This window comes from Streptomyces sp. NPDC093586, from assembly GCF_044764905.1.
Taxonomy (GTDB): domain Bacteria; phylum Actinomycetota; class Actinomycetes; order Streptomycetales; family Streptomycetaceae; genus Streptomyces.
Genome location: NZ_JBIWJA010000037.1, coordinates 36,939 through 62,665 on the forward strand (window position 1 = coordinate 36,939; position 25,727 = coordinate 62,665).

Below are 25,727 nucleotides of genomic sequence, written 5' to 3' on the forward strand. Positions count from 1 at the left end.
GAGCGGTGCTCGATGGCCTCGGACCACGCCATTCGAGCCCGGTTTCCCTCCGGGACACCGCGGGAGGTCACACCATGCCCAGCTCCTCTTTCCGGTCCGTCGCCCTGTCCGGCGGTCGTCGTCGGCGCATCGCCGTCTCCGTCGTCCTCGCCGGCGCGCTCGGCGCCGCGGCGGCCTGCGCGCCGTCCGGCGGCTCCACCGGTACCGGCTCGGACGCCGGCGCCAAGGCGAGCGCGAAGCCGCAGATCGACTCCGGCTTCGACCTGGACACGCTCGTCGCCGAGGCGAAGAAGGAGGGCAGCGTCACCGTCTACGACAGCACCGGTGACATCACCAAGACCGCCGCGGCCTTCACCGCCAAGTACGGCATCAAGGCCACAGGGGTCAAGAGCAAGGTCGGCGACACCCTGGAGAAGATGACCCGGGAGAACCAGGCGGGCAACGTCACCATCGACGCCACCTTCTACGAGGACGGGCCCTCGCTCGTCGGCCAGCTGCTGGCGCAGAAGGTCGTCTACACCTGGATACCCGGCAGCCTCGCCAAGGACATCCCCGCCGCCCGGCAGAGCCCTCTGCAGATCCTGTCCAAGGGCAACATGTGGATCTACAACCCCAAGCTCTTCCCCAAGGGGTGCCCGGTGAAGAACATCTGGGACCTGGCCGACCCCGCCTGGAAGGGCAAGGTCGCCCTGCAGGACCCGCTGGGCAAGCCCAACATCGTCGAGTTCTTCAACCAGTTGAAGGCCGGCGGGGAGACCCAGCTGCGGCAGGCGTACCGGGCGAAGTACGGAAAGGAACTGCCGGCCGGTGACTCGGCCGCGGAGGCCTGGATCAAGGGACTGGCCAAGAACAGCCCGATCCTCACCTCCTCCGACGACGACGCCGCCGCCGCGGTCGCCTCGCCGAACCAGACCAAGGACCGCGTCGCGCTGGTGTCCAACGCGAAGTTCCGTGACGTGGAGGAGAAGAACTACAGCATGAGGGTCTGCACCGGGATGCGGCCCTGGACCGGTTACCAGTACCCGAAGTACGCGGCCGTCGCCACGAAGAGCGAGCACCCCGCCGCGGCCAAGCTGTTCGTGTACTTCATGCTCACGCAGGACGGCGTGGACACCCAGCTGAAGACCGGTGGCGTACCGGGCAATCCGAAGCTGAAGCAGGGCTCGTTCATGCCGGACGGCCTGACCGACTGGAACAAGCAGCTCTTCGTGTTCGACCCGGCCAAGCTCGGCAGCGACTTCGACAACCTCCAGCCGATGCAGGACCTCTGGCGCCTCAACCACGGCTGACCGACCGCCGGCCCCGTCCGCCCGGGCCGGGCCGGCCCGCACACGGACACGTTACGGAGACCCGCGTATGGCCGCCGCCACCCGTTCACCCGCCACCGCCCAGCCCGAAGCCGACGACGGGCCGGCCGGGACCCGGCTCAGCCGGCTGCGCTACCGGCTGAGCGTCCTCAGGCACGAGCCGACGCACCTCCTGGGCGTCCTGCTCGTCGCCGTCCTCCTCTACCTGGTCCTGGCACCGCTGATCGCGGTGCTCTCCGACTCCACGCGGGTGCAGTACGGCGACGAGGGCCAGGCCCGGCAGAGGCCCGGCAGCGTCACCAGCTACTACTTCTGGCGGGTCTTCCGCTCACCGGTGGCCAGGCTGCTGTTCTGGGAGCCGCTGCTGCACACCGTCGTGGTGGCGATCGGGGTCACGGTCGTGGCCGTGGTGCTCGGCGGATCGATGGCCTGGCTGCTGACCCGCACCGACGTGGCGGGCCGCAAGTGGCTGTCCACCGCGCTGGTCGTGCCGTACATGCTGCCGTCCTGGACCTTCGCGTTGGCGTGGCTGGCGCTGTTCAAGAACGACTCCTCCGGCGGACAGATCGGCATCCTGGAGTCGTGGGGCGTGCACACGCCCGACTGGCTGGCGTACGGCCAGGTACCGATCATCCTCTGCCTGGGCCTGCACTACTACCCGTTCGTCCTCCTGCTGTTCGGCAACGCGCTGCGCCGCATCGACAGCCAGCTGGAGGACTCCGCGCGCATCCTGGGCGCCGGTCGCCGCACGGTCGCCGCCCGGATCACCCTCCCGCTGATGCTGCCGTCGCTGTCGTCCTCGGTCCTGCTGGTCTTCGGCCGCATCCTCGGCACCTTCGGCACCCCCTACATCCTGGGGCTGCCCGTCGACTACAGCCTGCTGTCCACCTCGCTGTTCCGGGCCGTCAACAGCCACCAGCGCGGTGTCACCGCCGTGCTGACCGCGGTCATCGTGGTGATCGGGGTCCTGGTGATCCTCGTCGACACCCGGCTCGCCCGGGAACAGAAACGGTTCATTACGGTGGGCGGCAAGGGTGCCATGGACCGCGTCTCCGCCCTCGGACGCTGGCGCCGGCCCGCATTCGGCGCCGCGCTGGCCGTGTTCACCGCCGGCGTCGTCGTCCCGGTGGCCACCCTCGCCCTGTCCACCGTCAGCAAGACCCCCGGCGTCTTCCGCGCCGACAACTTCACCCTCAAGTACTGGATCGGCGCCCACCTGCCGGGCGCCCCCGGCTTCCCGCACGGCGTGCTGCGCGGCAGCACGCTCTACGAGGCCGCGTGGAACAGCCTGCGCATCGTGGGCCTCGCCGCCCTCATCTGCGGTGTGGTGGGACTGCTCGTCGGCTACGTCGTGGTCCGCGCCGGCGGCAGCAGGATCGGCTCGCTCCTGCGGCAGATCAGCTTCCTGCCGTACATGGTGCCGGGCATCGCCTTCGCGGCCGCCTTCCTCTCGCTGTTCGCCGTGCGCCGCGGGCCGGTCCCCGCCCTGTACGGCTCGGTCAGCCTGCTGGTGATCGTCCTCGCCGTCACCCACCTGCCCTACGCCTCGCGTTCGGGCATCAGCGCCATGACACAGCTCGGCCGGGAACCCGAGGAGGCCGCGCAGGTCTCCGGGGCCGGCTGGTTCACCCGGCTGCGCAAGATCATCATCCCGATCCAGCGCGGCGCCCTGACCACCGGCGTGATCCTGCCGTTCATCTCGGGACTGAAGGAACTGAGCATCGTCATCATGCTCACCACCACCGGCACCCAGCTGCTGACCACGCTGTCGATCAACCTCGTCGACTACGCCTACGACCAGATGGCCAACGCGGTGGTGCTCGTCATCGCGCTGGTCTCCTTCCTCGCCACCTATCTCACCCAGCGCCTGACCAAGACCAACCTGTCGTCCGGACTCGGAGGCTGAAGACGTCATGCCGACCATCACGCTCTCGTCGGTGCGCAAGAGCTACGGCTCCGGACCGCCCGCGGTCGACAACCTGGACCTGGAGATCCCCGACGGCTCGTTCACGTGCCTGCTCGGCCCCTCCGGGTGCGGGAAGACCACCACCCTGCGCATGATCTCCGGGCTGGAGCCGCTCAACGCCGGGACCATCACCGTCGGCGGCCGCATCATGGACTCCACCCGCGACGGCGTCTTCGTCCCGCCGGAGAAGCGCGGCATGGGCCTCGTCTTCCAGAACTACGCGCTGTGGCCGCACCTGACGGTCGCCAAGAACGTCGAGTTCGGCCTGAGGGTCCGCAGGGTCAAACCGGCCGAGCGCGCCGAACGCGCCGCCGCCGCGCTGAAGATGATGCAGATCGAATGGGCCGCCGACCGCTACCCGGCCCAGCTCTCCGGCGGCCAGCAGCAGCGCGTCTCCCTGGCCCGCATGCTCGCCGTCAACCCGAACGTGCTGCTGCTCGACGAGCCGCTGTCCAACCTCGACGCCCAGCTGCGGCTGGACATGCGGGCCGAACTCAAGCGCCTCCACGACGAGACCGGCCACACCATCGTCTTCGTCACCCACGACCAACTGGAGGCCATGACCATGGCCACCCACGTCGTGGTGATGAACAAGGGGCTCGTCCAGCAGATGGCCCCGCCGATGGAGGTCTACAACCGGCCGGCCAACACCTTCGTGGCCCGCTTCGTCGGCAGCCCTCCGATGAACCTCTTCGAGGTCGGCGCCGACGCGTTCACCGAGGCCGCCCGCGACCGGGTCCTGGCCGAACGTCCCGGTCTCACCGGCCGGCCGGCCACCATCGGCGCCCGCCCCGAGCACCTGCGGATGCTCGGCGACGGCGACCGGCCGCCCGCGGACGCCTTCGTCTTCGAGGCCACCGTGAAGACCGCGCTGCCCACCGGATCCAGCTGGACCGTGCTGGTGGGCGCCGAGGACACCGAGCTGTACCTGGTCGCGTACACCGACGTGCGCGCCGCCCCCGGCTCGGTCGTGCGCTGCGCCGTCCGCACGAGCGACCTGCACCTGTTCGACACGTCGGGGGACAGGCTGCCCGACGAAGCGTCCGACGCCGTACCGACGAAGGAGAACACCGCCACATGGGCCAGCTGACCCGCCCCACAGCCCTCCTGCTCGACTTCGGCGGGGTGGTCGTGGCCACGACCAACCGGCCCACCTGGGCGCACGAACTCGCCACCGAACTGCACACCGCCCTGACCGCGGCGGGCTGCCGCGAACTGAGCGTCGAACACATCGAGACGGACCTCGAGGCGGGCTCCGCGGCCGACGCGCACTGGAAGAACGCGATGAGCCGGCCGGCGGCCCCCGAGGAGATGACCCACCGGCGCTTCTGGAGCGAGTTCGTCGCCGCGGACTGGCCCCCCGCGGCGCACGCCTGGGTGACCGCCCACGCCGATCCGCTCTGCCACCGCCTCGGCGAACTCAAGCAGGACCGCGCCACCCGCGCAGGAATCCCCGAGCTCCTCGACACCTGCGACGACCTCGGTATCGCCGTCGCCGTCGTCTCCAACGCGCTCGCCGGATCGGTGCACCGCGACCACATGGCCGGGCACGGCCTCGACAAACGGGTGGCGGTGCAGGTCTACAGCGACGAGGCCGGCGTCCGCAAACCCAACCCCGAGATGATCCGCATCGCCGCCCGTGCCCTGGGCACCGACCCGGCCGGCTGCTGGTACGTCGGCGACCACTACGACCGCGACGTGGTGTGCGGCAAACGCGCCGGGGCCGGCGCGACCGTCCTGATGGAAGCCCGCGGCACCTACGACCGGCCCTACACCGTCCGGGCCGAACCCGACGCCGTCGTCGGCGACCCGGACGGGCTGCGCGAACTGCTCCTCGGGGCCGCTGCCCCGCAGGCCCGATGAGGCCCGCCCGCCCCGGCGCCGCCCGGGGGCCCGGGCCGGCCGGCCGCGCGCCGCGCACCCTTCCGACCACCCGAACCACCCGAGGGGAGACCCCGTGACGACGCTCCGCCCCCCGCGGGCGCTGCTGCTGGACCACGGCGGTGTGCTGATGCGGTCCGTCAAGCACCCCGAGCGGATGGCCGCCTTCGCCGACCGCGTGCACGCGCTGATCGGCCCCTCGGCGGGCCTCGACCGCGACGTCGTGCTGGGGGACATCAAGGCCGGCAGGGCCGCCTACCGCGCCTGGAAGAACGGGCTCGCCCGCACCCCCGCGCCCCGCGAGACCGGACACCGCGAGCTGTGGGAGGACTTCATCGCCGCCGACTGGCCCCCCGCGGCGCGCGCCCTGGTCGGCGCGGAGGCGGTCCCGCTGTGCCGCGAGATGGTCCTCGCCGAGAGCGACAGGACCCTCGCCCCGGGCATGCTGGAGACGCTGCGGCTCGCCCGCGAGCACGGCGTGCGCACGGGCATCGTGTCCAACACCCTGGTCGGCTCGCTCAACCGCGACCTCGCCCACCGCTTCGGTACCCACCCCCTGCTCGACGTGCAGGTCTACTCCGACGAGACCGGGCTGCGCAAACCCGACCCCGAGATGATCCGGCTGGCCGCTCGTGCCCTGTCGGTCGACCCCGCCGACTGCTGGTACGTCGGCGACCACTACGACCGCGACGTGGTGTGCGGCAAGCGCGCCGGGGCCGGCGCGACGATCCTGATGCGCCCGGCCGACCGCCGCGACCCGAAGGCCCGTCCGCAGCCGGACGTCGAGGTCGCCGACGGAACGGAACTGCTCGGCCTGCTGCGTACCGCACTGGCCCACGGCGCCGGACACACCACCGGGCAGGAGGCGGCGGCATGAACGAACTGGACGAGCTGTCGGTGCGGCTGCGCGAGACGGCCACCGAGGCGGCGCTGGCGGTCGCCCCCGACCTGGCGGCGGCCTTCCGCGACGCCATGGAGGTCGACTTCAAGCGCGACGAGCACGACCCCGTCACCGTGCACGACAGGCGGGCCGAGGAGCGGATCCGCGAACTGCTGCTCGACCGGGTGCCGGACAGCACCGTCGTCGGCGAGGAGGGCGGCCGCCAGGACGGCGGCGGCCGTATCGCCTGGTACGTCGACCCCATCGACGGAACCGCCAACTTCGCCCGCGGACTCGCCTTCTTCTGCACCTCCGTCGGTGCCACGGTCGACGGCGAACCGGTGGCGGGCGCGATCGTCGACCCGGTCGCCGGACACGTCTTCACCGCCGATGCCACCGGCGCCCACCTGGGCGGCGAGCCGCTGCGCCCCGGCGGAGTGCGCGACGAGGCCCGCGGGCTGCTCATCACCGGTTTCCCCACCACCCGCGAACTGGCGTGGAAGGACCCGCAGACGCTGCCCCGGTTCGGTGAACTCGTCGCCCGCTACGGCACCGTACGCCGCACCGGGAGCGCCGCGCTGACCCTCGCCCACGTCGCGGCCGGCTGGTGCGACGCGGCCCTGGGCACCTCCGTCAACGCCTGGGACATCTGCGCCGCCCGGGTGCTGGTGCGGCGCTCAGGCGGCGTCTACCAGGCCTTCGCCGGCGAAGACGGCTGGGACCAGCCGGGCTACCTCGCCCACGGGGCGAACCTCGAACCGGTCGCCGCCCGGGAGTTCGTCGACTGGTACCTCTCCCGCCTGCCCGCGAGGAGCGCCTCATGACACCGCCCGGAGCGGACCTGCGCTACCTGTGGATCGTCACCGACCTCGACGGCACCCTGGTCGACCGCGACCTGCGGATCGTGCCCCGCAGCGCCCGGGCACTGCGGCGCTACCAGGACATGGGCGGCACCGTGGTCGTCGCCACCGGCCGCAACGAGGTGTCGGCGGGCCGCTACCACCGGGAACTCGGCCTGAGCACACCGATGATCGTCTACAACGGTGCCCGCGTCGTCGATCCGCTGACCGGAAGGAGGCTGCTCGACCTGGACCTGGGCCCCTCGTGGCACGCGCTGTGCGAGAACCTGCTCCCCGAACTGCCCGAGGGGGTGGGAGCGGTGGCCTTCGCCGGCGAGGACGCCCACGTGCTGCGGCACGCCCCCTCGCTGGCGGCGTACGCCGGACGCGACCGGATCGAACTGCGCGAGGACCCCGTACGCCAGGCCCCGACGAAGGTGATGCTGATCGCCGACCGGCCGGGCCTCGGCCCGCTGGCGCGGCTCGCCGCCCGGCACTGCCCGGCGGCGCGCCTCCTGCAGTCGGAGGACACCTACCTGGAGATCCTGCCGGGCGCCGCGGGAAAGGAAGTGGCGGTACGTCACCTCGCCGAGCGGTCGGGCGTGCCGATGGACCGCGTCGCGGCCATCGGTGACAACCCCAACGACACCGCCATGGTGCGGGCCGCCGGGCTGGGCGCGGCGGTCGGCGACGGGCACAAGGAGGTCCGTGCCGCCGCGGACGTCGTGGTGGGACCGTGCGCGCTCGGCGCGGTGGCCGACCTCGTCGAGCGCGTCGTCGAAGGCACCGGGCGGTGATCGTCACCGTCCTCGGGTCCTCGGGGTCGGTGCCGGGTCCGGGCAACCCGTGCTCGGGCTACCTGGTCGAGCACCGCGGACACCGGCTGCTCCTCGACCTGGGCACGGGCGCGTTCGGCACGCTGCTGACCCACGCCCGGCCGGGCCAGGTGGACACCGTCGTCGTCAGTCATCGGCACGGCGACCACTCGGCGGACCTGGCGGCGCTGGCGTACGCCCAGGAGAAGCTCACCGCCCGCCCCGTGCCGACCCGGGTGATCGCACCGGCCGGGACGGAGGCGAGGGTGGGACGCCCGTCGCCGCTGGCCTTCGAGGACTCCCGCCCCGGCGAGCTGGAGTGCGGGCCGTTCCGGCTGCGCCTGGCGCCGGTCCGCCACTCGGTGGAGACGTACGCCGTACGGGTCGAGGCCGATGACGGTTCGCTGACGTACACCGGCGACTCGGGACCGTGCCGGGAGCTCGTGGAACTGGCCCGCGGCAGCGGGCTGCTGCTGGCCGAGGCGGCGCTGGGACCCGGCGACGGGCCGGATGCCGCGCCGCACGGCCGGGACGGGCACGGCTGGGACGGCGATCACACCGGACCGCCTCCGCACCACCTCACCGCCCGGCAGGCCGGGGAACTGGCCGCCGGGGCCGGCGTCGGGCTCCTGGCGGTGACCCATCTGCGGCCGTGGGAGGACGCCGGCCGGTCGCTGGCCGCGGCGGCGGCACGGTTCCCCGGCCCGGTGCTGCTGGCCCGGCCGGGGCTGCTGCTGGCTCCCGGCGGCCCCGCACGCGCTCCGGACCCGGAAGAGGAGAGATGACACGCACGGAGCGGCTGTCCGCCGCGATCCGCACCGTCCGCGAGGCGGCCACGGTGATCGGAGCGCCCACCCGACCGCGGCGGGCCCGCCCGAAGGCGTCGGTGGCGGACGTCCGGACGAGCACCGGCCGGCGGGTGGAGCGTCCGATCCGCGGCAGGCTCGCCGCCCACCTCCCCGGTGACGCGGTGGTCGGGGAGGAGGGCGACGGTCCGGCGCCCTTCGACCGCGACCGGCCGACGCGGTTCACCGACTCGGTGGACGGCGCCACCGGTCACTACCGCGGAATCCCGATGGCCGCCCGCAGCCCGGCGGTCCGGGACGGCCGTGCCCGGCAGTCCGGTGACGACACGACGGTGGCGGGCGACGGCCTGGTCCACGACGCCGTGCCGGCCCGGCCGACGGTGGCCCGGCCGACGGCGGTCCGGTCGGCGGGCGGGGTGGTGGCGCGGTGAACCACGACGGGACATCACTCGTCCACCTGGCAGTGGCGTTCGCGCTGTGCGCCGTCATCGGGCTGGAGCGCGAGTACCGCCAGAAATCGGCGGGCCTGCGCACCCATGTGCTGGTCGGCCTGGGATCGGCGCTGTTCATGCTGGTGTCGAAGTACGGCTTCGCGGACATGCTGGGGATGCCCGGCGTGGGACTGGATCCGTCGCGTGTCGCCGCGCAGATCGTGTCCGGCATCGGCTTCATCGGCGGCGGACTGATCTTCGTACGCAGGGACGCGGTGCGCGGTCTGACGACGGCGGCCAGCGTGTGGCTGGCGGCGTCGATCGGAGCGGCGGCCGGCGCGGGGCTGCTGGTGCTGGCCGCCGCCGTGACCGGGGCCTACCTCGTGGTGGCGTTCGTGTTCCCCCTGGTCGCGCGGCAGTTGCCCCGCTCGCCCACGGAGACGGTGCTGCTGCGCGTCAGCTACCTGGACGGGCGCGGACTGCTGCGCGACATCGTCCGGGAATGCACGGGGGCGGGATTCCACGTGGCCGGGCTGCGGACGGCCGGTTTCCCGTCGGTGGACGCGGCCCCCGCCCAGGTGGGCGTCCTGCTGGAGCTGTCCGGCAACGGGGTGCACGACGAGCTGGTGCCCCGCCTCTCCGGCCGTGAGGGGATCACCGAGGTGACGCTGTTGCAGGACGAGGCGGACTGAAGGACGCCGCCCCCACCGCCGGAACATGTCAGTCAATATGTAAGGACAATAGGTTGACAGGTCGCTGCGGGTGAGGGCAGGCTCGATCACGAGAGCCGGGCGCCTGCCCGGCACACCACGACGGACAGAGAAGAGGCACGGATGCCGATCAGGTCGACCCACGCCGTCCACGTCGCCGAAGGAGGCAGGCCGTGACCGCACCCCTCACCCAGCGCATCGCGGGAGCCCCCATCTCCTGGGGCGTCTGCGAAGTCCCGGGCTGGGGACACCAGCTCGGCACGGACCTGGTCCTGCGGCAGATGCGCGAGGCCGGACTCGCGGCCACCGAGTTCGGACCGGAAGGCTTCCTGCCCGACGCCCCCGCGGACAAGGCCGCGACGCTCGCCTCGCACGGCCTGCGCGCCGTCGGCCAGTTCGTGCCGGTCGTCCTCCACGACCCGGACCACGACCCGCTCCCCGAGGTCGAGGCGGCCCTCACCGGTCTCCTGGCCGCCGACGCCCGCACGGTCGTCGTCGCGGCGGCGACCGGGGCCGACGGCTACGACGACCGGCCGGTGCTCGACGCGGCGGGGTGGTCCGTCCTCCTGGCCAACCTCGACCGGATCTCCACCGCCGCGGCCGGCGCGGGCGTCCTCGCGACCCTGCACCCCCACGTGGGGACGATGGTCGAGTCGGGAGAGGAGACACAGCGGGTGCTCGACGGGTCCGGCATCGGACTGTGCCTGGACACCGGACACCTGCTCATCGGCGGCGGCGACCCCCTCGCCCTCGCCGCCCGGCAACCCGGCCGCGTCGCCCACGTGCACCTCAAGGACGTGCGCCTGGACCTCGCCGACCGGGTGCGGGCCGGCCGCACGACGTACACCGAGGCCGTCGCCGAGGGCATGTACGTCCCCCTGGGCGCCGGCGACGTCGACATCGCCGGAATCGTCCGGCTGCTCGAGGCGGACGGGTACGCCGGATGGTACGTACTCGAACAGGACACCATCCTGCGGGCCGCACCCGGCGAGGACGGGGGCGCCGATCCCCTCGACGACGTCCGCGCCTCGGTCGCCCACCTCCGCTCCCTCGCCACCGACAACGGGTCTGCCGCAGACGCCGTGGAGCACTGACCGATGGCCCACGAGCCCGCCGTCGACGGACGGACCGGCGTCGACGACCACCCGCCCGGCCACGGCGAAGGGACCGCGTGATGGACGCAGCACACCTGACCGAGATCCGCGTCCGCGAGCCCGGCCGTATCGAACGGTCCTGGCAGAAGCGCTCCCGCCGCCCGCTGACCGGTGAGGACGGCCGCCTGCTCATCGTCGCCGCGGACCACCCCGCCCGGGGAGCCCTGGGGGCGCGCGGCGACGAGGCGGCCATGGCGAGCCGTACCGCGCTGCTCGACCGCCTGGCGACCGCCCTGTCGCGCCCCGGGGTGGACGGCGTGCTCGGCACCCCCGACCTGCTCGACGACCTGCTGCTGATGGGAGCCCTGGAGGATCGGATCGCCATCGGGTCGATGAACCGCGGCGGCCTCCAGGGCGCCTCCTTCGAGTTCGACGACCGGTTCACCGCCTACACCGCGGAGGCGATCGCCGCGCACGGACTCGAGGGCGGCAAGACGCTCACCCGGATCTGCCTCGACGACGCCGGCACCGTGGCCACCCTGCAGGCGACCGCCGCCGCCGTCACGAGCCTCGCCGAGCACAGCCTCATGGCCATGGTCGAGCCGTTCCTCACCGTCCGCGAGGAAGGCCGCGCCCGCAACCTCCTCGACCCCGACAGCGTCATCAGGTCGATCCACATCGCGAGCGCACTCGGCGCGAGCAGCGCCCACACCTGGCTGAAGCTGCCGGTCGTCGACGAACTCGAGCGCGTCCTGGACGCGACCACCCTGCCGACCCTGCTGCTCGGCGGTGACCCGCAGGGCGATCCGCACGACACGTACGCGTCCTGGGCGACGGCGATGTCGCTCCCGGCCATGCGGGGACTGGTGGTCGGGCGCGCCCTGCTCTACCCGCCCGGCGGCGACGTCGCCGCCGCCGTCGACATCGCGGCCGGGATCGTCCACGGGAGCGGCGCATGAGCGACCACGCCCGACCGGCGCACAGTCACCGGCCCCGGACGGCAGACCGCGGCCACTGCCCCCGCCGGGGACGGTGGTCCGCAGATCCGCCTGCCGGGGCCGCCGGGAAACCGTGGGACGGGGACGTCTCCGGGCCGTACAGCCCCTCGAGCCCGTAGCGGGTGCCGAGCCCATACCGTGTGCGGGCTCGGCACACAGGCGCCCGGGGCGCGACGGACGTCTCTGCCGGCTTCCGCCGTCCGGACCGACTGGAACCCACGACCCGGACACGCCGAGGCCGGCTCCGCCGCCCATCCGGCACGGTGACCGTCAGGCCGCCGGCCTCCAGCCCAGCGCGGGACCGAGCCGGCCGGCGATGTCGGTCAGGATCTGCTCGTAGTCCTCCGGGCCGAAGGTGAACGGCAGGGCGAAGGCCACCTCGTCCACCTCCCGGAACGCCGCGTGGGCCCGCAGGCGCTCCGCGATCCACTCGGACGGGCCCACGAGGTCCGGGGCGAACAGCAGACGGGCCGGGCCCTGCGGGCTCCTGGTGCGGGGCAGCCGCCGCGCGGCGTACTCCTCGTACCTGGCGCGCTGCGCGGCGTCGGCGGAGTCGGTGGGGACCACCACGAGCCCCTGGGAGACCCGTGCGGCCTCCCCGTCGGGGTGCGCCGCGCGGAAGGCCCGGATGTGGGAGAGCTGGATCGCGGCGAAATCCCCGGCCCCGGTTCCGCCTTCGGGTCCTTCGGCCTTGACCACACTGCTGGTGAGGAGGTTCATCGCGTTCTCCCCGGCCCAGCGGGCCGAGCGCAGGCTGCCGCCCCCGTACCACATCCGCCGCCGCAGGCCGGGGGAGTGGGGCTGCACGCGATCGGAGTAGGACTCGATGCCCTCCGTGCCGCGGAAGTCCGTGACCGGCTCACCCGCGACGTGGTCGAGCAGGCGCCGCACCCGCGCGTAGCCGAACTCCTCGGCGTCGGCGGTGTCCGGGTACAGCGCGTCCCTCACCCGCTCGTAGTGCATCGGCGCTCCGGTGCTCACACCGGCGTTGAGGCGCCCGCCGGACAGGATGTCCACGGTCGCCCAGTCCTCGGCGAGACGCAGCGGGTTCTCCCACCCCAACGGCGTGACCGCCGTTCCCAGTTCGATGCGGCTGGTGCGCTGGGTGGCGGCCGCGAGCACCGCCACCGGCGAGGCGATCCCGTACTGGAGGTGGCGGTGGCGCACCCACGCGCTGTCGTAGCCGAGCCGTTCCCCCAGCTCCAGCATGCGCAGCGTGTCCTCGTGCCCACGGCCCGGATCGTCCTCGTCGAACAGCCCGATCGTGAGGAACCCGAGCCTCTTCAGCGCCCTGTCACCCATCTCCACCCCGACTCCCACCGACCGGTGCCCCCACGGGCCTGCCGCCTCTCACCAGACGGATCATGCCTCTCATCCGCGCGGAGCGGGCCCCGGGGACCGTCTTCCGCCCGGGTGTTCACAAGACCGAAACACCCACGAGGAGAAAGCCGACGAGCCCGCCGGGGACCAGAGGCCGCTGCCCGGTGCGCGCCGCCGCTTCGGTCGGGCTTGCCCGGCTCCGTTCGATGGCCGTGGAGTGAGGGGGAGAGCGAGGCCCTCGGCAAGGGACGGGTGCGAGCCGTGGGCGGGGATGTCACCGGTCCGACGGGCGGGGGCCGGGAGTACGGGCCACTCCTGCCCGGCGGCCCAGTGGGCGAAGCTGGGCCGGCCGGCCTCGGAACGCTCGCGTCGCAGCGCGGTGAGGCCGACGGTGGTGAAGCACGCGAACATGGCGGCCAGGCCGGCGGACCGGGCACGGACACGGGCCGATGGGACCTCCTGGCGGACGATCGGCCGGCACCCTGTCGCGAAGCCGTCGGACAGCTGTGCGCCCGCACGGCGTGAGACGTCCCCGACGTGCGGGCGTGGCAGGGTCGGCACCGCCCGCCTGATGCGGGACGACGACATCAGCCGGGCGGGGGAGCCCGTACACCACGTCCAAGGACGCGACCGAGGGCAGCCGGCCTCGCCTCCCGGGGCGAAGCCGCCGGAGAACGCGTACCGGGACGTCCGCGCCGGTCCGTGGGCCGGACTCGTGTCGGTCCACGGGTCCGGCGGGGTCTCTCAGGCCGGGCTGACGTTCTCGGCCTGCGGGCCCCTGTCTCCCTGGGTGATGTCGAAGTGGACCTTCTGGCCTTCGCTGAGCTCCCGGTAGCCGCCGCCGGTGATCGCCGAGTAGTGGACGAACACGTCCGGCCCGCCGCCGTCCTGCTCGATGAAACCGAAGCCCTTCTCCGCGTTGAACCATTTCACTGTGCCGGTGGCCATGGCCTGTCTCCTTCGCTGGGGAACGAACGTCGGGCAGCCGTGTGCTGCCACGCCGGGTGGTCGATCATTGTCGTCGGCTCGGACGCCGGGAAGCCGAAACGCTGGGCATTGCCTGGCCTCGCCCCGTATGTCACCCGGTCCTTTGCATTCCCCGGGTGCTTCCCGGGGCAGCCCGACCGCGCGGGGCGACCGGCATGGCGTCGAGGGGGTGCGGTCCGAGCGGTGGGCCCACGTCCGCCGGACGGAAGAACCTGACCGCAGGCAGCATGGTGACGCCCGTGACGACGAGGCCACGCCGGCCTCACGTGCCCGGCCACCAGGACGTCTGTCAGCTGCTGGACGCAGGACGGATCGATGGCGCCGACCACGCTCACAGTGGAGCGGCCGTCGCGCGCGGTGAGGTCCGCGGAGAGAATCGGGCTCACCCCTTCCGGCCCTCGGGCCCGTTCCTCGAAGCCCAGAACTCTCCCCACCCTGGAACGGCCCGGGGCCCCTGTCAAAAGATGCCGGTCCGAACAGGGCCCGGAGGACCAGGAGCTCCGGGCCCTGCTCGCCGGGGCGGCTCCCCCGCCACCGGCACCTCGCCTTCGACGAGTCCTCTCTTGCCGGCCCCGCCGCCTCGGTGCCAGGGCCCCGGGGACGGTCAGGACGCCGTCCGGGGCGCGTGAGCCCGCGACGGACCGCGGAGAACGGTCCTCAGCGGAGGCCGGACGCCACCCGCCACACGCGGAAGTCGGTGATGCGGAAGTGACTCCACGTGGTGCGGAAGGCGAAGTGCCCGGCGGTGTACGGCTCCGGGTCCCGGTAGTCGAAGACCAGACGGCCGTTGTTCCACCAGCGCACCGTCGGCCCGTCGGAGAGGATCCGGACGTGGTGCGGCCGATCGGGCACGAGCAGTGGTTCGGTGTAGTCGTGGACCAGCGGGCGCACGCCCGCCTCGCCGACGTAACGGCGCAGCCGGGTGGTGGTGTTGGTGTTGGCGCCGTAGCCGACGTAGTACGTCCGCAACCGGTCGTAGTCGGCCAGCGTGCCGTCCCGGTGGGTGGCGAAGAGGTCGTGCGGGGAGCGCGTGTCGGTGGCGTTCCAGAAGTTGTTGAGGTCCGAGACCCGGTCGTGGGGGCCGCTCCCGGAGACCGGCGTGGCGGTGTACTCCAGGACGTACGGGCCGCTCAGCCGTTCCTTGAACCAGACGGTGGCGCCGGCGGGCACGTCGATCTCCAGGGTGCCCCGGGAGGCGGTGACGGTACCGCCGTCCTCCAGCTCGACGGCCCACCGGCGCAGGCCGTGCCGGAAGTCGTCGTGGGCGAGGAGACGCCCGCGACGGCGGCCCGGGACCGCCTGCGCGGTGCCCGTGGGGACGGCGGCGGCCAGCGCCGCTCCCGCCGCCAGCGCGGCGAAGGTCCTACGTGTGGTGGTCATGGGAGCCGGCTCCTTGTGGGGGTGGTGAGGGCGGGCCTCGGGACCCGGCGGGTCTCCGTGCCGAGGTAGTAGTCGGTGTACGTGGACTGCAGATAGCCGCGCACGGTCCAGCCCAGTCGGTAGGCGGGGTTCTGCGCGAGGGTGTAGAGGCGTGTGGAGGTCGGCTCGGTGGTGGTGTACAGGCGCAGCGCCGTGTGGTCGGCCGTCTCGGTGAGGATCTCCTCGCGCCAGTCGCCGAGCAGGTCGCCGTAGAACGGTGTCGCGTTACGGGCTCCGGAGACCACGCCGGAGGGGTCGAAGAGCTTCGTGCTCGTCCCGGTCGACGGATCCCACTTCTCGACGTGGGTGGAGTCGAGGAGTTCGGCGGCCCGGTCGCCGTCCCACCAGATGCGGAAGTTGATGCTCGGGGTGGTCGCGGAGATCCTGCCGTCCCGGACGTTGAAGACGCCCGCGCCGGGCCGGGTGACGTCGGCGGTGGACGTCCAGTACTCGTAGCCGGGGTGCCCGGGGTCGATGTCGGCGGCGTTGCCGCGACCGACGTCCAGGTCGGCGTCGCTCCCCGGGTGGGCCGGGTGCGCACCGGTCACCAGGCGCTCACCGGTGGCCGCGTCGTAGTAGTACCAGGGGAAACGGGACGTGACGCCCAGTTCGGTCTGCTGGATGGCGAAGCCCTCCAGGCCGGGGCGGGCGGGGTCGAGGTCGGCGATGTCGAAGCGGTCGCCGTGGCCGGCGCCGTCGATGACATAGCGCAGGGTGCCGTCGTCGTCGACGACGTAGTTGCCGTCGGCGATCTCGTCCCGGCCGTCGCCGTCCAGGTCGACGGTGCGGATCTGGTGGAAGCTGGTCGCGCCGCTGCCGGCGGGCACCACGTACTTCCAGCGGCGGGTGAGGTCGGTGCCGTCGAAGTCCCAGGTCTGGAACAGGATGCGGAAGGCGCCGCGCTTGGCGCCGGCGCGGGTGACCAGCTTGGTGACCAGGCTGGGACGGGAGCCGTCCAGGTAGGCGACGCCGAAGTGGCCGCCGGAGGGGCCGTCGGCGGTGAAGTCCTCGGGCACCGGCTGCCGGGTCCGTTCCCTGCCGGTGCGCCCGTCCACGACGGAGACGAACTGGGCGGCGGGCGACGCCGCTTCGACCCTCGCGCCGTCGGCGAAGGTGGTGCCGTCGGCGGTGTGCAGCAGCACCTCGGCGCGGCCGTCGCCGTCGAGGTCGTAGACGGTCACGTTGTCGTCGTTGCGGTAGCCGCCGATGGCGGTCGAGCCGCTGACGGCCGCGGGGGCCGGGTCGTTGGCCCCGTTGCCGGGTGCCTGGGCGAGCGAGTTGGGCCCGAGGTCGACGCGCCACAGCCTGCGGCCGGTGAGCGTGTACGCCTCCAGCAGGTCGGTTCCGGTGCGGTCCGTGGAGAGCCGGCTGACGACGAGTTCGTACCGCCCGTCGCCGTCCAGGTCACCCGGCCAGGCGTGCTGCACCGTGTAGCCGTCGGCGGCGGCGAGCGGGATCTCGGCGTATCCGTCGGCGAGTTCGAGCGCGGCACGGCTCGGCCGTTCCTCCCGCCCGTCGACGACGGCACGCACCGTGTACGTCCCCCTGCCCCTGGAGACGTCCCGGTACGTCGTCGAGCGGGTGATCGGCGTGCGGTTGAGCCTGTGCCCGTTCTTGTAGACGTCGAAGGCGATGTCGTCACCCTCGCGGGCGTACTCGGTGCCGAGCAACCGCCAGCTCAGGAAGGTCCCCTCGCCGGAGGGGACGGCGACCAGGCCGCGGTCGAGGTCCTCCACCACCCGGCGGGGGGCCTTCCGCGCGGTGTCGGCGGCGGCCGCGTCGGCGGTGTACGCGCCGAGCAGGGCGGTCAGGAGGACGGCGACGGTCGCACCGGTTCTTCGGCGGCGCGTGGACTTCATGGGACGGTGCTCCTTCGAGGGCGGTGTCACGTGGCCCTCACTCTGCCGTTCCGGTCACCGCCCGGACCGTCCTGCCACAAGACCGCAATGAAATGATCACGAAAGCTCGTGGGGGGCGCCCTGCGGCCGTCGCGGAGGCCGGTGTCCGGGCCGGGGCCGAAGGCGGGACCGCTGATCCGGTGACGGTGCCCGGGCGGCTTCTGTCCGGATCCCGCACACACGATGACGGCGGCGGAGGACGAGAAGGGGCCGGGGGAGGCGAGGAGTTCGTCATCGGGCCACGACGCGCCGTCCCGCTCGCCATGGGCGGCGAGCGCGCGGCGAATCCGAGTGGGCCGGGGCCGTGGCGCGCGGGACCCTGTCTCCGCGGGACCCTGTCTCCGCGGGGCGATGGAGCCGCACCACGAGGTACCGCCACTGGACGGCGGCCGGTCTTCTCAGGCGCTGAACACGGCGTTGCTGCGCAGCGGTTCCGCGCACCACCGGAAGTGCCCGCCGCTGCCGTCCGGGCCGAAGAGGTCGTAGGCGGTGAGGATGGAGGCGACCTGATAGGTGGTCAGGGCCGCCGGTGCGTAACCGAGTTCGCGGGCGAAGAGCCCGGTGAGTTCCGCGGTCTGCTCCTCGGCGCGCGGCCCGTACATGTCCCAGACGACGGCGACGGCTGCCTCGAAGGCCGGGTCGCCCGCGGTCGTGCGGAAGCCGAAGTCGAGCACCGCGACGGGCCGGCCGGCCTCGTCGATGTGGATGTTGGACGGGAGGAGGTCGCCGTGGATCGCTGTCACCGGGGTGTCGGGGAGCGAGCGCGGCGCCTTCTGTGTGCGTTCGACTCCCGCCTCGAAGTCCGGCACGCAACCGGCCAGGGCAGCACCGTGGCGGGCCACGGCCCGGGTGACCAGGGCCGTGAGCGCATCGCGGAAGCAGTCGTGACCCCGCCACAGCGGACGGTCGTCCCCCTGGACGGTCAGCCGGCGCATGGCGTCGGTGCCGGGCACGGAGGCCAGTCCCCGCAGAACGGCCAGGAGAACGTCGCTGTGCCGGGTGGACGGCCCGCGTCCATGGTCCGTGTGCGCGGAGCCGTCCCGCATCGGGACTCCGGGCAGCTCGCGCTCGTACGTCACCAGGACGCCCCCGTGGTCCTCGACGTCGAGGATCTCCGGAGTGGAGAACGGCAGGGGGTGTTGCGCGATGTCCGCTTACACCTGGCGGATGAGCTCGAAACCGGCTGGTGGCCGCCCGTTCCACACCTTGGCGGCCCGGCCCGCGCCCAGCCGGTAGACGACACCCTCGACACCGGTGCCGATACGGCGGACACCCGTGTGCCCGCGGTCGGCGAAGTGCGCACGCCATGGGTCGGAGAGCGGGGCTTCCACGTTCGGGACGTTCTCCATGCGCGTATGGAACCAGCAGCCGCACCGGGCTCATACCGGGCCGGGAGGGTTTCGCGGTCACGGACCGGAAGACACTGCCTGAGCACGAGCGGCACCGCTGATGCGGTAGCACCCGGCCGGGCGGGCAGGCCCGGCCACCCGTCCGGCCCCGGCGCGGACACCCTGTCGCCCCTACCGGTCCCAGGCCGGTCGACGCCTGGAGCGTGTCCGCGGTGAGGAGTGTGCGGGGCCGGGGAGCCGATCGTAGGCTGGTACTGCTCGGGGCCGCTGCACGGAAGGGGCTGCCCGATGCCCCGGGCCATGTGGAGCGGCGCGATCTCGTCCGTTCTGGTCACGGTCCCCGTTCGCTCCGTCGGCGTGACGAAGGGGACGATGTGGGTTCCCGTCGCCACTGCCGTCCCCGTGCTGCGCGTCGGGCTCCCGAAGCACATGGTGGTGGGACGTGCCGCGCCGGTCACGAGAACCCGCATCGGCGGTCAGCGCCCGGCCCCGGACGGGAGCGGTGACGTGTCGCCACCAGCGACTCTGACATGGAGCCCGACATGACCACAGCCATGGACCTGTTGACCGTCACCTTGGACGTCGCCTCCGAGCGTCCCGTGGAGGAGGGCGACCTCTCGCTGGCTCTCGCGGGGGCGGAACTCATCGACCTGATCGACGCCGAAGCGGTCACCCTGGACGGTGACCGCATCGTGCCCGGCCCGCAGCGGGCCATGGACGACCGCCTGCTGGACGTCGCCGAGTCGTCGCTCGTCAGGGAGGCGCCGTACGAGACCGTCGAGGATTGGCTGTGGCGCCGGGGCCGCGGCCTGTCCGGGGCGTATCGCGCCGCACTGGAGACGGAGGGGCGGCTCACCCGGCAACGACACGGCTGGATCCGCCGCGGGCCCGACCGGACGGCGCCGGGCGACTCACCGGCCCGCCGCCGTGCGGCCGAGCGCTGGATGTCGGGCGAGCCCGTCCTGGCCGTCCTCGCCGCCGCCGTGGGGATCCACGACGAGCCGGCCGGCGACTTCGAGGAGCCCGGCGCCGACACGCTCGTGACCGTACTGGCCGCCGTCGACGAAGCGGTGACGGAACTCGCAGCCGTACGGCAGCAGCGACAGATCGAGGAGGCGGCCTTCGACAACATCTGGCGAGCGCCGTGACCACGCACACCAGCGGCACACGCCCAGGGCCCCGGCCCGTCCTGTCCACCGTCGGCGGTCAGCCGCGCACGTGCAGCCCGAACCCCGTGCGGCCCGCGGGCTCCAGCCCCTCCTTCAGCTGCAGCGAGGGGATCTCGTAGTCGCCGAAGTTCTGCCGCCGGAACGCGATCGGCTCGGTCGACTCCAGGGTGAGCAGGCGCTGCTCCCAGGCCTTGGCGACGTCCGGGTAGTCCTCGTCGGTCATCCGGTCGGCGCCGTACAGCACGAACGGCGGCAGCACCTCGATGCCCGGGTAGTAGAGGATGCCGTGCTGGATCGGGAACAGCAGATCGTCGATGGGGCCGTTGATCCCGCGAGCGGAGTAGTGCGGTTCCGGGCCGCCGACGGTCACCGACAGCAGCGCCTTCCTGCCCGCGAGGGTGCCTTCGCCGAAGCGCTCGCCGTACCGGGTGTCGCTGTGCTCGCCGACGCCGTACGCGAAGTGGAAGGTGAACACCCGGTCCACCCAGCCCTTGAGGATCGCCGGCATCGTGTACCACCACAGCGGGAACTGGAAGACGACCGTGTCGGCCCACAGCAGCTTCTCCTGCTCGGCGCGGACGTCCGGGGTGAGCGCCCCGGCGTCGAAGGCCCGGCCCGAGTCCCGGGAGACCTTCAGCGGATCGGAGGCGTGGGGGCCGTAGTCCGCGGCGTCCGCGACCGCCTTCCAGTTCATCGCGTACAGATCGCTCACCCGTACCTCGTGCCCGGCGCCCTCCAACGTGGACACCGCGAGGTCCTTCAGCGAGCCGTTGAGCGACTTCGGCTCCGGGTGGGCGTAGACGATCAGCGTCTTCACGGGAACTCCTTCGGATCGGATGCCTTCGATCCTGGACGCCGCGGCGCCCGGCGTTCAGGGACACCTCGTCCGCAGGACGGGGCTTCCTGGTAACGGCAGGACCACCCTCGCGGGCAACACCGGGACCATACTGGGGACATGGACGATCTCGCGGGTTTCCTGCGGACCAGGCGCTCCCGGGTCGACCCGGCGGCCGTCGGCATCCCCACCGACAGCCGCCGCCGGGTCGAAGGGCTGCGCCGTGAAGAGGTCGCGCACCTGTCCGGAGTCAGCGTCGACTACTACGTACGCCTGGAGCAGGGCCGCGCGACCCAGCCTTCCGAACAGGTCCTCGACGCGCTCGCCCGCGTCCTCGGGCTCGACGAGACGGAACGCGAGCACCTCTGCCGACTCGCGCGGCAGCGCCACCGCCGTGCGAAGGCGCCGGGCGGGCGGGTCAGGCCGGAACTGTTGCGCGTCCTCGACCTGGTCGCCGACGCACCCGCGCTGATCATGAATCACCGCTTGGACGTGCTCGCCGGGAACCGCCTCGCCGGACTTCTCTACGGCCGGCCGATGCCGGGCCTGAACACCGCCCGGCACATCTTCCTCGAGGAGGCCGAACGCGGCCTCTACGCGGACTGGGAGTCATGCACTCTCGACGCGGTCGGGCACCTGCGCCTGGCCGCCGGCAAATACCCGGACGACCAGCGCCTGGCCTCCCTCATCGGCGAGCTGGCGATGGGCAGTGAGCGCTTCCGCCGCCTCTGGGCCCGCGCGGACGTGCGCGCCCGCACCCATGGACGCAAGGCCTACCGGCACCCGCTCATCGGACTGCTGGAACTGCACCAGGAGAACTTCGCGCTACCGGACGAGTCGGGCATGGAACTGCTCGTCCTGTCCGCGGCCCCCGGCAGCCCCACCGAGGACGGGCTGCGGCTGCTCGCGGGCCTGCCCGCGGCCGGCGAGGACGCGTATCCCGCAGTGGACGCGTAGGTCCGCGAGTGACTCGACGACGCCCGCCCGCCACCGGGACGTCTCAGCGCTCACGGCCGCCGGCCCCCTGGACCGCTCGACGGCCGGGGGCATGTCCCTGCCGACAGTTCGGCTTCTTTGCGTGGCGGGTTGCCTCACCAGCAGACGGTGGCGTTCGCCGAGTACTCCGCCAGGAGCTCTTCACCTCACCGTGAGGGGGCGAGCGCCTTCCAGAAGGTGTGGTGCCGGAAGGCCGAGCAGACCTACGGGCTTCTGGTACCGCACCGGTGCCCGGTCCGCGATGACGGGCACCGGCCGGTCTCCTGCGCTTCCCGCGCCCCCTGGGCGCGATGTCTCATGTCATGGCCCGCCCACTCGGAAACTGGCAGGCACCCCGGGGGCGGGTCAGGAGAGGGTGCGGTTCGAACCGGCAGAGGAGGAAATGGGGCTGACCTACAGCTACGACGTCCATCTGCGTCCTCGGAACGTCGCCGGGGCGCTGGCCCGTCTGACCGAGCCGGCGCCGCCGTCCCGTGGTGTGCCGCCGCTCGAGCTCACGCTGCCCGGCGGTGAACGGCTCGTCCTCCCGTTCACGTCCCACTTCGAGAGCGAGCCGGTCGACTGCTCCGTCGACAGCACGCTCGGGCTCGACACGTCCATCATGTTCGACCCCGATGACGCACTGCGCGAGTACGCGGAGACGTGCGGCCTCGAACCCGAGGCGGACGGGCGCGTCCAGATCGGGTACGTCTACCTGACGATCCGGTTCCGGTCCTTCCTGCACCCTCGTTACGCGTCGATGGAGTTCTGGGCGGCGACGTCGAGGACGAGCCGCGTGTTCGCGCGGTCGATCCGCGTCGGGGAGGCGTTCACCGGCCTCACCGCCGCCAGTGGCGGAGTGTGCTGCCTGTTCGACACCGGCGACGGCGGCCCCGAGCACGTGTGCTGGCTCAACGGCGAGGCGACCCAGGAGATGATCTCCGGCCCCCGCTGTCCGGATCGGCGTGCCCTCGTGGCGACGTGGCCCGACGCCGACCAGTGAACGCCGGCGCCCCTTGAGGCGACACAGCCCCGGACGGACCAGCCGGAAACAGCCTTCGGATGAAGCCCGTGCATCCTCGGCCGCCGTCGACGGCGGGCCCTCGCAGGGCGATGGCGGACGGCGAGATCCCACCCGCGCCCACACCGTCAGGCGACAGCTCCATCGCCCAGAGCATCACGAGCCACCCCTTGCGGGGGTGTCTTCCGCCTCGGCCGCCTCTCGGAAGGCGACGATCGCCTCACCATGGGTTCTCGCCCAGGCGGTGAGCATCTTGATGGGCTCCTCCAAGGTCCGCCCCAGCTCGGTCAGGCTGTACTCCACCCGTGGGGGCGCCTCGGCGTACACGCGCCGCTCGACGAGCCCATTGCCCTGGAGCCGGCGCAGCGTCTGGGTCAGAACCTTGCGCGAGATGCCTCCGTTCAGCTCGACAAGCTCGCCGTGCCGCATCGGGCCGTCCGTCAGCGCGAAGAGGGTGACCACGGCCCACTTGCTGGCGATGATCTCCATGGCCAGGCGAGCGGGGCAGTCGGCGAGGAACACGGTTCCCGGTCGGAAGCTCATGAATCGAAAGGTACCTTCAGGTACCTGACGGCTGCCTAATGTCGCGGGTATGCGCCGCACCACTTCGAAGGCCGCCGATCGGGCGCCGTCGCCGTCCGGAAGGCCGTGCTCGGGCACGGCCTCGCCGGGGCCGCCGCCGAGCACGGCACCACAGCCGCCGGACCGGCGGCGAGCCGGCCCCACCAGACACGATTCCGGGAACGCCGAGCCCGTGGTGCCCGGCGGTCTGCCGCCCGAGAACCCCTGACCGGTCCGCGAAAGCGGAGCAACGCCCAGGCCGTCAGGCACCCCCGCCCATCATCCAGTTCACCGTTGAGGTCCCGCCATGTTCATCGCCTATGCCGTCCTCGCCGTGCTCATGTCCGCCGTACTGCTCGTCTCCGCCGGGGCCAAAACCCTCCGGACACAGCGCCTCACCGCCCAGATGACCGCCCTCGGCCTGCCCGAGGGCATACTCCCGCTCCTCGTCGTCGCCCAGGTCGCCGGTGCGGGCGGCCTCGTCATCGGGCTCCGGTGGGGCTCTCTGGGCATCGCCGCCGCTGTCGGCCTGACGCTCTACTTCACCGGCGCGGTCGCCTCGCACCTGCGCGTCGGCGACTACAGGGGAACTCCGCCGGCGGCTGTCCTCACCATCGTCGCCATCGCCCTGATCGCCCTGCGCGCCGCCACCCTCTGACCGTCCACCCGGCCCCCGGCAGAGAAGTGCCCGGCACAACCCCAGGCGGGAGCCGGGCATCCGCGCCCGGATCCCCGGCGTGACCTCGCCAGCTCGCGAGCGGGACGCCTCCGCGCCCGATGCGGGACCGTTCACCGGTCCGAGCGGCCTCATCGGACGTCCGGCCGCGCGGATACCCGAGCGCCGAGTCCGGCCTCCGGCTGCCGACGGGTCCGGGCCGTTGGCCGGTGCTCCGGCTCGTCGACCGCTGACCGGTTGGCGGCCGTCACCGGCAGCACCGCCGGTCGCATCCACAAGCTCTGAGGAAGCACCGGACACCTACGGGAACGCGGATGGCGTGGGTGACGGGTGGTCGGTCGCGGCACCGGACGCCACGCCCGCCTCGCCGACGGCGGCCGTTCCCCGGAGAGCCGGCGGTGGTCAGTCCGAGGCGACCGTGCCGGCCGGGCGAGCGGCACCGGCGGCCTCGGCGGCCGTGCCGTGGGCGGTCCCGCCGCCCTTCGCCGGACGCTCGCCCAGCTCCGCCGTCGGGACCTTGAAGGTCTCCCGCAGGCCCCAGGCGCACAGTGCGAGCACGGTGGCCGCCGCGGCGGAGTACAGCCCGACACCGATCGGGTCACCGTCGAAGGCCAGGAGCAGGGCCGTCGCGATGCTCGCCGCGGTGCCGCCGCCCAGCGCGGCACCGGTCTGGTACGTGGCGGAGATGGAGGAGTAGCGGGTGGCGCTGGAGAACTGCTCGCCCAGGAACGCCGGGATACAGCCCTGCGGAGCGGCCATGAGCACGTTCACCAGGACGTACGCGACGGTCGCGGACACCATGACATGCCCGTCGACCATGGGGAAGTAGGCGAAGAAGAACGCCCCGTAGGCGATGGTGCCGAGGACGACCACGCGCTTGCGGCCGAACCGGTCGGAGAGATGGGCCATGACCGGCACGGCGATGGTGAAGGCGACGGAGCCCGCGACCTGGAGCAGCAGCGACTCGGTGGAGTCGTAGCCACGCTCCTCGGCGTAGGTCACCGTGAAGATCGTGCCGATGTACGCCAGCGTGTTGTAGCCGAAGGCCACGCCGATGGCCAGCAGCATGTGACGCGGGTGTCGCCTGACGGCTTCGAGGATCGGGACCCTGGGGGCGTGGTCGGTGCGGCGCTCTTCCTGCGGCATGCGGCTGCGGGCCACGATGCCCACGAGGACCAGCAGACCGCCGAGCCAGAACGGCACGCGCCAGGCCCAGTCCGTCAGCTGGTTCTTCGGCAGCAGACTGATCAGGGTGAACACCCCCGTGCCGAACAGGCTGCCGATGCCGATGCCGACGCTGGTGAAACTGCCCCACAGACCGCGCCGGTCCTCAGGGGCGTTCTCGATGCCGAAGAGGGACGCGCCGCCCCACTCGCCGCCGGCCGCGAACCCCTGCACGAGGCGCAGCGCGACCAGCATGACGGGTGCGGCGATGCCCACCGTGCCGTAGACGGGCAGGCAGCCGATGAGGAAGGTGCTGGTGCCCATGATCAGCAGGGTGAGCACCAGCATGGCCTTGCGCCCGATCCGGTCGCCGAAATGACCGAAGACGATGCCGCCGAGCGGGCGGGCGACGAAGCCGATGCCGAACGCCGCGAAGGCCACCAGCGTGCCCACCGTGTGGTCGAAGCTGGGGAAGAACAGGGTGGGGAAGACGAGTGCGGCGGCGAGGCCGTAGATGATGAAGTCGTAGAACTCCAGGGCCGTTCCGAAACCGGAGACGAAGAAGGTGCGGGTGACCGTGGCGACCTGGGCTCTCAGATCCGGCCGGGCGGTCTGCGTCATGTCGG

At 72.6% G+C, this 25,727-nt stretch carries 25 protein-coding genes; 16 read left to right on the plus strand and 9 right to left on the minus strand.

All coding sequences use genetic code 11. The features are described 5' to 3' along the window. The first annotated feature begins 74 nt into the window (after nt 1-74). The 12 genes from ACIRFH_RS29445 (at nt 75) to ACIRFH_RS29500 (ending at nt 11,688) form a co-directional block, all read left to right on the plus strand. The gene (locus ACIRFH_RS29445; RefSeq protein ID WP_403527212.1) at nt 75-1,289 is read left to right on the plus strand and encodes an ABC transporter substrate-binding protein; all 1,215 of its coding nucleotides are present in this window, start codon (nt 75-77) and stop codon (nt 1,287-1,289) included. Nucleotides 1,290-1,356: 67 nt separating this feature from the next. After that, nucleotides 1,357-3,213 carry an ABC transporter permease gene (locus ACIRFH_RS29450; RefSeq protein WP_403527215.1) on the plus strand — a complete coding sequence of 619 codons (1,857 nt, stop codon included), beginning with the start codon at nt 1,357-1,359 and terminating at the stop codon, nt 3,211-3,213. Nucleotides 3,214-3,220: 7 nt separating this feature from the next. Continuing rightward, the gene (locus tag ACIRFH_RS29455) at nt 3,221-4,363 is read left to right on the plus strand and encodes an ABC transporter ATP-binding protein (RefSeq protein WP_403527218.1); all 1,143 of its coding nucleotides are present in this window, start codon (nt 3,221-3,223) and stop codon (nt 4,361-4,363) included. Next, nucleotides 4,351-5,136, plus strand: coding sequence for an HAD family hydrolase (locus ACIRFH_RS29460; protein ID WP_403527221.1), 786 nt, complete (start codon nt 4,351-4,353; stop codon nt 5,134-5,136). The genes ACIRFH_RS29455 and ACIRFH_RS29460 overlap by 13 nt, the downstream gene beginning before the upstream one ends. Before the next feature lie 94 nt (nt 5,137-5,230). After that, nucleotides 5,231-6,031 carry an HAD family hydrolase gene (locus ACIRFH_RS29465; protein ID WP_403527224.1) on the plus strand — a complete coding sequence of 267 codons (801 nt, stop codon included), beginning with the start codon at nt 5,231-5,233 and terminating at the stop codon, nt 6,029-6,031. Further along, entirely contained in the window at nt 6,028-6,858 is an 831-nt protein-coding gene (locus ACIRFH_RS29470) for an inositol monophosphatase family protein (protein ID WP_403527227.1), read from the plus strand. The genes ACIRFH_RS29465 and ACIRFH_RS29470 overlap by 4 nt, the downstream gene beginning before the upstream one ends. Next, nucleotides 6,855-7,670 (plus strand): HAD hydrolase family protein, encoded by an 816-nt coding sequence (locus tag ACIRFH_RS29475; protein WP_403527230.1) that lies wholly within the window; start codon nt 6,855-6,857, stop codon nt 7,668-7,670. Before ACIRFH_RS29470 ends, ACIRFH_RS29475 begins: the two co-directional genes overlap by 4 nt. Then, a complete protein-coding gene (locus ACIRFH_RS29480; protein WP_403527234.1) occupies nt 7,667-8,473 on the plus strand; it encodes an MBL fold metallo-hydrolase in 807 nt (268 codons plus the stop codon). Before ACIRFH_RS29475 ends, ACIRFH_RS29480 begins: the two co-directional genes overlap by 4 nt. Further along, nucleotides 8,470-8,925, plus strand: a complete 456-nt coding sequence (locus ACIRFH_RS29485; RefSeq protein ID WP_403527237.1) for a hypothetical protein — start codon at nt 8,470-8,472, stop codon at nt 8,923-8,925. Before ACIRFH_RS29480 ends, ACIRFH_RS29485 begins: the two co-directional genes overlap by 4 nt. Next, on the plus strand, nt 8,922-9,617 hold the full coding sequence (locus ACIRFH_RS29490) for an MgtC/SapB family protein (protein WP_403527239.1): 696 nt from the start codon (nt 8,922-8,924) through the stop codon (nt 9,615-9,617). The genes ACIRFH_RS29485 and ACIRFH_RS29490 overlap by 4 nt, the downstream gene beginning before the upstream one ends. 191 nt (nt 9,618-9,808) lie before the next feature. Then, nucleotides 9,809-10,729: a TIM barrel protein gene (locus ACIRFH_RS29495; RefSeq protein ID WP_403527242.1), complete on the plus strand. Its 921-nt coding sequence runs from the start codon at nt 9,809-9,811 to the stop codon at nt 10,727-10,729. Between the two features lie 80 nt (nt 10,730-10,809). After that, complete coding sequence (locus tag ACIRFH_RS29500; protein ID WP_403527245.1) at nt 10,810-11,688, plus strand: deoxyribose-phosphate aldolase; 879 nt, start codon at nt 10,810-10,812, stop codon at nt 11,686-11,688. Between the two features lie 309 nt (nt 11,689-11,997). Here ACIRFH_RS29500 and ACIRFH_RS29505 read toward each other — a convergent pair whose 3' ends face one another. From ACIRFH_RS29505 to ACIRFH_RS29530, 6 genes are all read right to left on the minus strand, one after another. Beyond that, nucleotides 11,998-13,029, minus strand: a complete 1,032-nt coding sequence (locus tag ACIRFH_RS29505; RefSeq protein WP_403527247.1) for an LLM class flavin-dependent oxidoreductase — start codon at nt 13,027-13,029, stop codon at nt 11,998-12,000. A 762-nt stretch (nt 13,030-13,791) separates the two neighbouring features. After that, nucleotides 13,792-13,995: a cold-shock protein gene (locus ACIRFH_RS29510; protein ID WP_403527250.1), complete on the minus strand. Its 204-nt coding sequence runs from the start codon at nt 13,993-13,995 to the stop codon at nt 13,792-13,794. Between the two features lie 696 nt (nt 13,996-14,691). Then, on the minus strand, nt 14,692-15,414 hold the full coding sequence (locus ACIRFH_RS29515; protein WP_403527253.1) for a DUF6250 domain-containing protein: 723 nt from the start codon (nt 15,412-15,414) through the stop codon (nt 14,692-14,694). Then, entirely contained in the window at nt 15,411-17,312 is a 1,902-nt protein-coding gene (locus ACIRFH_RS29520; RefSeq protein ID WP_403527256.1) for a hypothetical protein, read from the minus strand. The genes ACIRFH_RS29515 and ACIRFH_RS29520 overlap by 4 nt, the downstream gene beginning before the upstream one ends. Nucleotides 17,313-17,749: 437 nt before the next feature. Next, complete coding sequence (locus tag ACIRFH_RS29525; protein ID WP_403527306.1) at nt 17,750-18,499, minus strand: aminoglycoside phosphotransferase family protein; 750 nt, start codon at nt 18,497-18,499, stop codon at nt 17,750-17,752. Nucleotides 18,500-18,505: 6 nt separating this feature from the next. Then, entirely contained in the window at nt 18,506-18,700 is a 195-nt protein-coding gene (locus ACIRFH_RS29530) for a hypothetical protein (RefSeq protein ID WP_403527259.1), read from the minus strand. A 542-nt stretch (nt 18,701-19,242) separates the two neighbouring features. On the opposite strand from ACIRFH_RS29530, the gene ACIRFH_RS29535 reads away from it, so the two are divergent. Then, the gene (locus tag ACIRFH_RS29535) at nt 19,243-19,848 is read left to right on the plus strand and encodes a GPP34 family phosphoprotein (RefSeq protein WP_403527262.1); all 606 of its coding nucleotides are present in this window, start codon (nt 19,243-19,245) and stop codon (nt 19,846-19,848) included. 58 nt (nt 19,849-19,906) lie between these two features. On the opposite strand, the gene ACIRFH_RS29540 is transcribed toward ACIRFH_RS29535, so the two are convergent. Further along, complete coding sequence (locus ACIRFH_RS29540; protein ID WP_403527265.1) at nt 19,907-20,686, minus strand: NAD(P)H-dependent oxidoreductase; 780 nt, start codon at nt 20,684-20,686, stop codon at nt 19,907-19,909. A 138-nt stretch (nt 20,687-20,824) separates the two neighbouring features. On the opposite strand from ACIRFH_RS29540, the gene ACIRFH_RS29545 reads away from it, so the two are divergent. Continuing rightward, nucleotides 20,825-21,661 (plus strand): helix-turn-helix transcriptional regulator, encoded by an 837-nt coding sequence (locus tag ACIRFH_RS29545; RefSeq protein WP_403527268.1) that lies wholly within the window; start codon nt 20,825-20,827, stop codon nt 21,659-21,661. Between the two features lie 421 nt (nt 21,662-22,082). Beyond that, nucleotides 22,083-22,682, plus strand: coding sequence for a hypothetical protein (locus ACIRFH_RS29550; protein ID WP_403527271.1), 600 nt, complete (start codon nt 22,083-22,085; stop codon nt 22,680-22,682). A 174-nt stretch (nt 22,683-22,856) separates the two neighbouring features. Here the strand turns inward: ACIRFH_RS29550 and ACIRFH_RS29555 are convergent, their stop codons facing one another. Further along, on the minus strand, nt 22,857-23,243 hold the full coding sequence (locus ACIRFH_RS29555) for a winged helix-turn-helix transcriptional regulator (RefSeq protein ID WP_403527274.1): 387 nt from the start codon (nt 23,241-23,243) through the stop codon (nt 22,857-22,859). A 325-nt stretch (nt 23,244-23,568) separates the two neighbouring features. Here ACIRFH_RS29555 and ACIRFH_RS29560 point away from each other — a divergent pair, with 325 nt between their 5' ends. Continuing rightward, a complete protein-coding gene (locus ACIRFH_RS29560) occupies nt 23,569-23,919 on the plus strand; it encodes a DoxX family protein (protein ID WP_403527277.1) in 351 nt (116 codons plus the stop codon). A 420-nt stretch (nt 23,920-24,339) separates the two neighbouring features. Here ACIRFH_RS29560 and ACIRFH_RS29565 read toward each other — a convergent pair whose 3' ends face one another. Next, on the minus strand, nt 24,340-25,722 hold the full coding sequence (locus ACIRFH_RS29565) for an MFS transporter (RefSeq protein WP_403527280.1): 1,383 nt from the start codon (nt 25,720-25,722) through the stop codon (nt 24,340-24,342). Between the last annotated feature and the right edge of the window lie 5 nt (nt 25,723-25,727).

Excerpts from the sequence above, each read along its gene's own strand:
- ACIRFH_RS29535 (WP_403527262.1), top strand. The coding sequence starts at position 19,243 with ATGACCACAGCCATGGACCTGTTGACCGTCACCTTGGACGTCGCCTCC.
- ACIRFH_RS29485 (WP_403527237.1), top strand. The coding sequence starts at position 8,470 with ATGACACGCACGGAGCGGCTGTCCGCCGCGATCCGCACCGTCCGCGAG.
- ACIRFH_RS29550 (WP_403527271.1), top strand. The coding sequence starts at position 22,083 with ATGGGGCTGACCTACAGCTACGACGTCCATCTGCGTCCTCGGAACGTC.
- ACIRFH_RS29460 (WP_403527221.1), top strand. The coding sequence starts at position 4,351 with ATGGGCCAGCTGACCCGCCCCACAGCCCTCCTGCTCGACTTCGGCGGG.
- ACIRFH_RS29520 (WP_403527256.1), bottom strand. The coding sequence starts at position 17,312 with ATGAAGTCCACGCGCCGCCGAAGAACCGGTGCGACCGTCGCCGTCCTC.
- ACIRFH_RS29545 (WP_403527268.1), top strand. The coding sequence starts at position 20,825 with ATGGACGATCTCGCGGGTTTCCTGCGGACCAGGCGCTCCCGGGTCGAC.
- ACIRFH_RS29510 (WP_403527250.1), bottom strand. The coding sequence starts at position 13,995 with ATGGCCACCGGCACAGTGAAATGGTTCAACGCGGAGAAGGGCTTCGGT.
- ACIRFH_RS29450 (WP_403527215.1), top strand. The coding sequence starts at position 1,357 with ATGGCCGCCGCCACCCGTTCACCCGCCACCGCCCAGCCCGAAGCCGAC.
- ACIRFH_RS29455 (WP_403527218.1), top strand. The coding sequence starts at position 3,221 with ATGCCGACCATCACGCTCTCGTCGGTGCGCAAGAGCTACGGCTCCGGA.
- ACIRFH_RS29505 (WP_403527247.1), bottom strand. The coding sequence starts at position 13,029 with ATGGGTGACAGGGCGCTGAAGAGGCTCGGGTTCCTCACGATCGGGCTG.
- ACIRFH_RS29445 (WP_403527212.1), top strand. The coding sequence starts at position 75 with ATGCCCAGCTCCTCTTTCCGGTCCGTCGCCCTGTCCGGCGGTCGTCGT.
- ACIRFH_RS29555 (WP_403527274.1), bottom strand. The coding sequence starts at position 23,243 with ATGAGCTTCCGACCGGGAACCGTGTTCCTCGCCGACTGCCCCGCTCGC.
- ACIRFH_RS29530 (WP_403527259.1), bottom strand. The coding sequence starts at position 18,700 with ATGGAGAACGTCCCGAACGTGGAAGCCCCGCTCTCCGACCCATGGCGT.
- ACIRFH_RS29560 (WP_403527277.1), top strand. The coding sequence starts at position 23,569 with ATGTTCATCGCCTATGCCGTCCTCGCCGTGCTCATGTCCGCCGTACTG.
- ACIRFH_RS29515 (WP_403527253.1), bottom strand. The coding sequence starts at position 15,414 with ATGACCACCACACGTAGGACCTTCGCCGCGCTGGCGGCGGGAGCGGCG.
- ACIRFH_RS29500 (WP_403527245.1), top strand. The coding sequence starts at position 10,810 with ATGGACGCAGCACACCTGACCGAGATCCGCGTCCGCGAGCCCGGCCGT.
- ACIRFH_RS29470 (WP_403527227.1), top strand. The coding sequence starts at position 6,028 with ATGAACGAACTGGACGAGCTGTCGGTGCGGCTGCGCGAGACGGCCACC.
- ACIRFH_RS29475 (WP_403527230.1), top strand. The coding sequence starts at position 6,855 with ATGACACCGCCCGGAGCGGACCTGCGCTACCTGTGGATCGTCACCGAC.
- ACIRFH_RS29565 (WP_403527280.1), bottom strand. The coding sequence starts at position 25,722 with ATGACGCAGACCGCCCGGCCGGATCTGAGAGCCCAGGTCGCCACGGTC.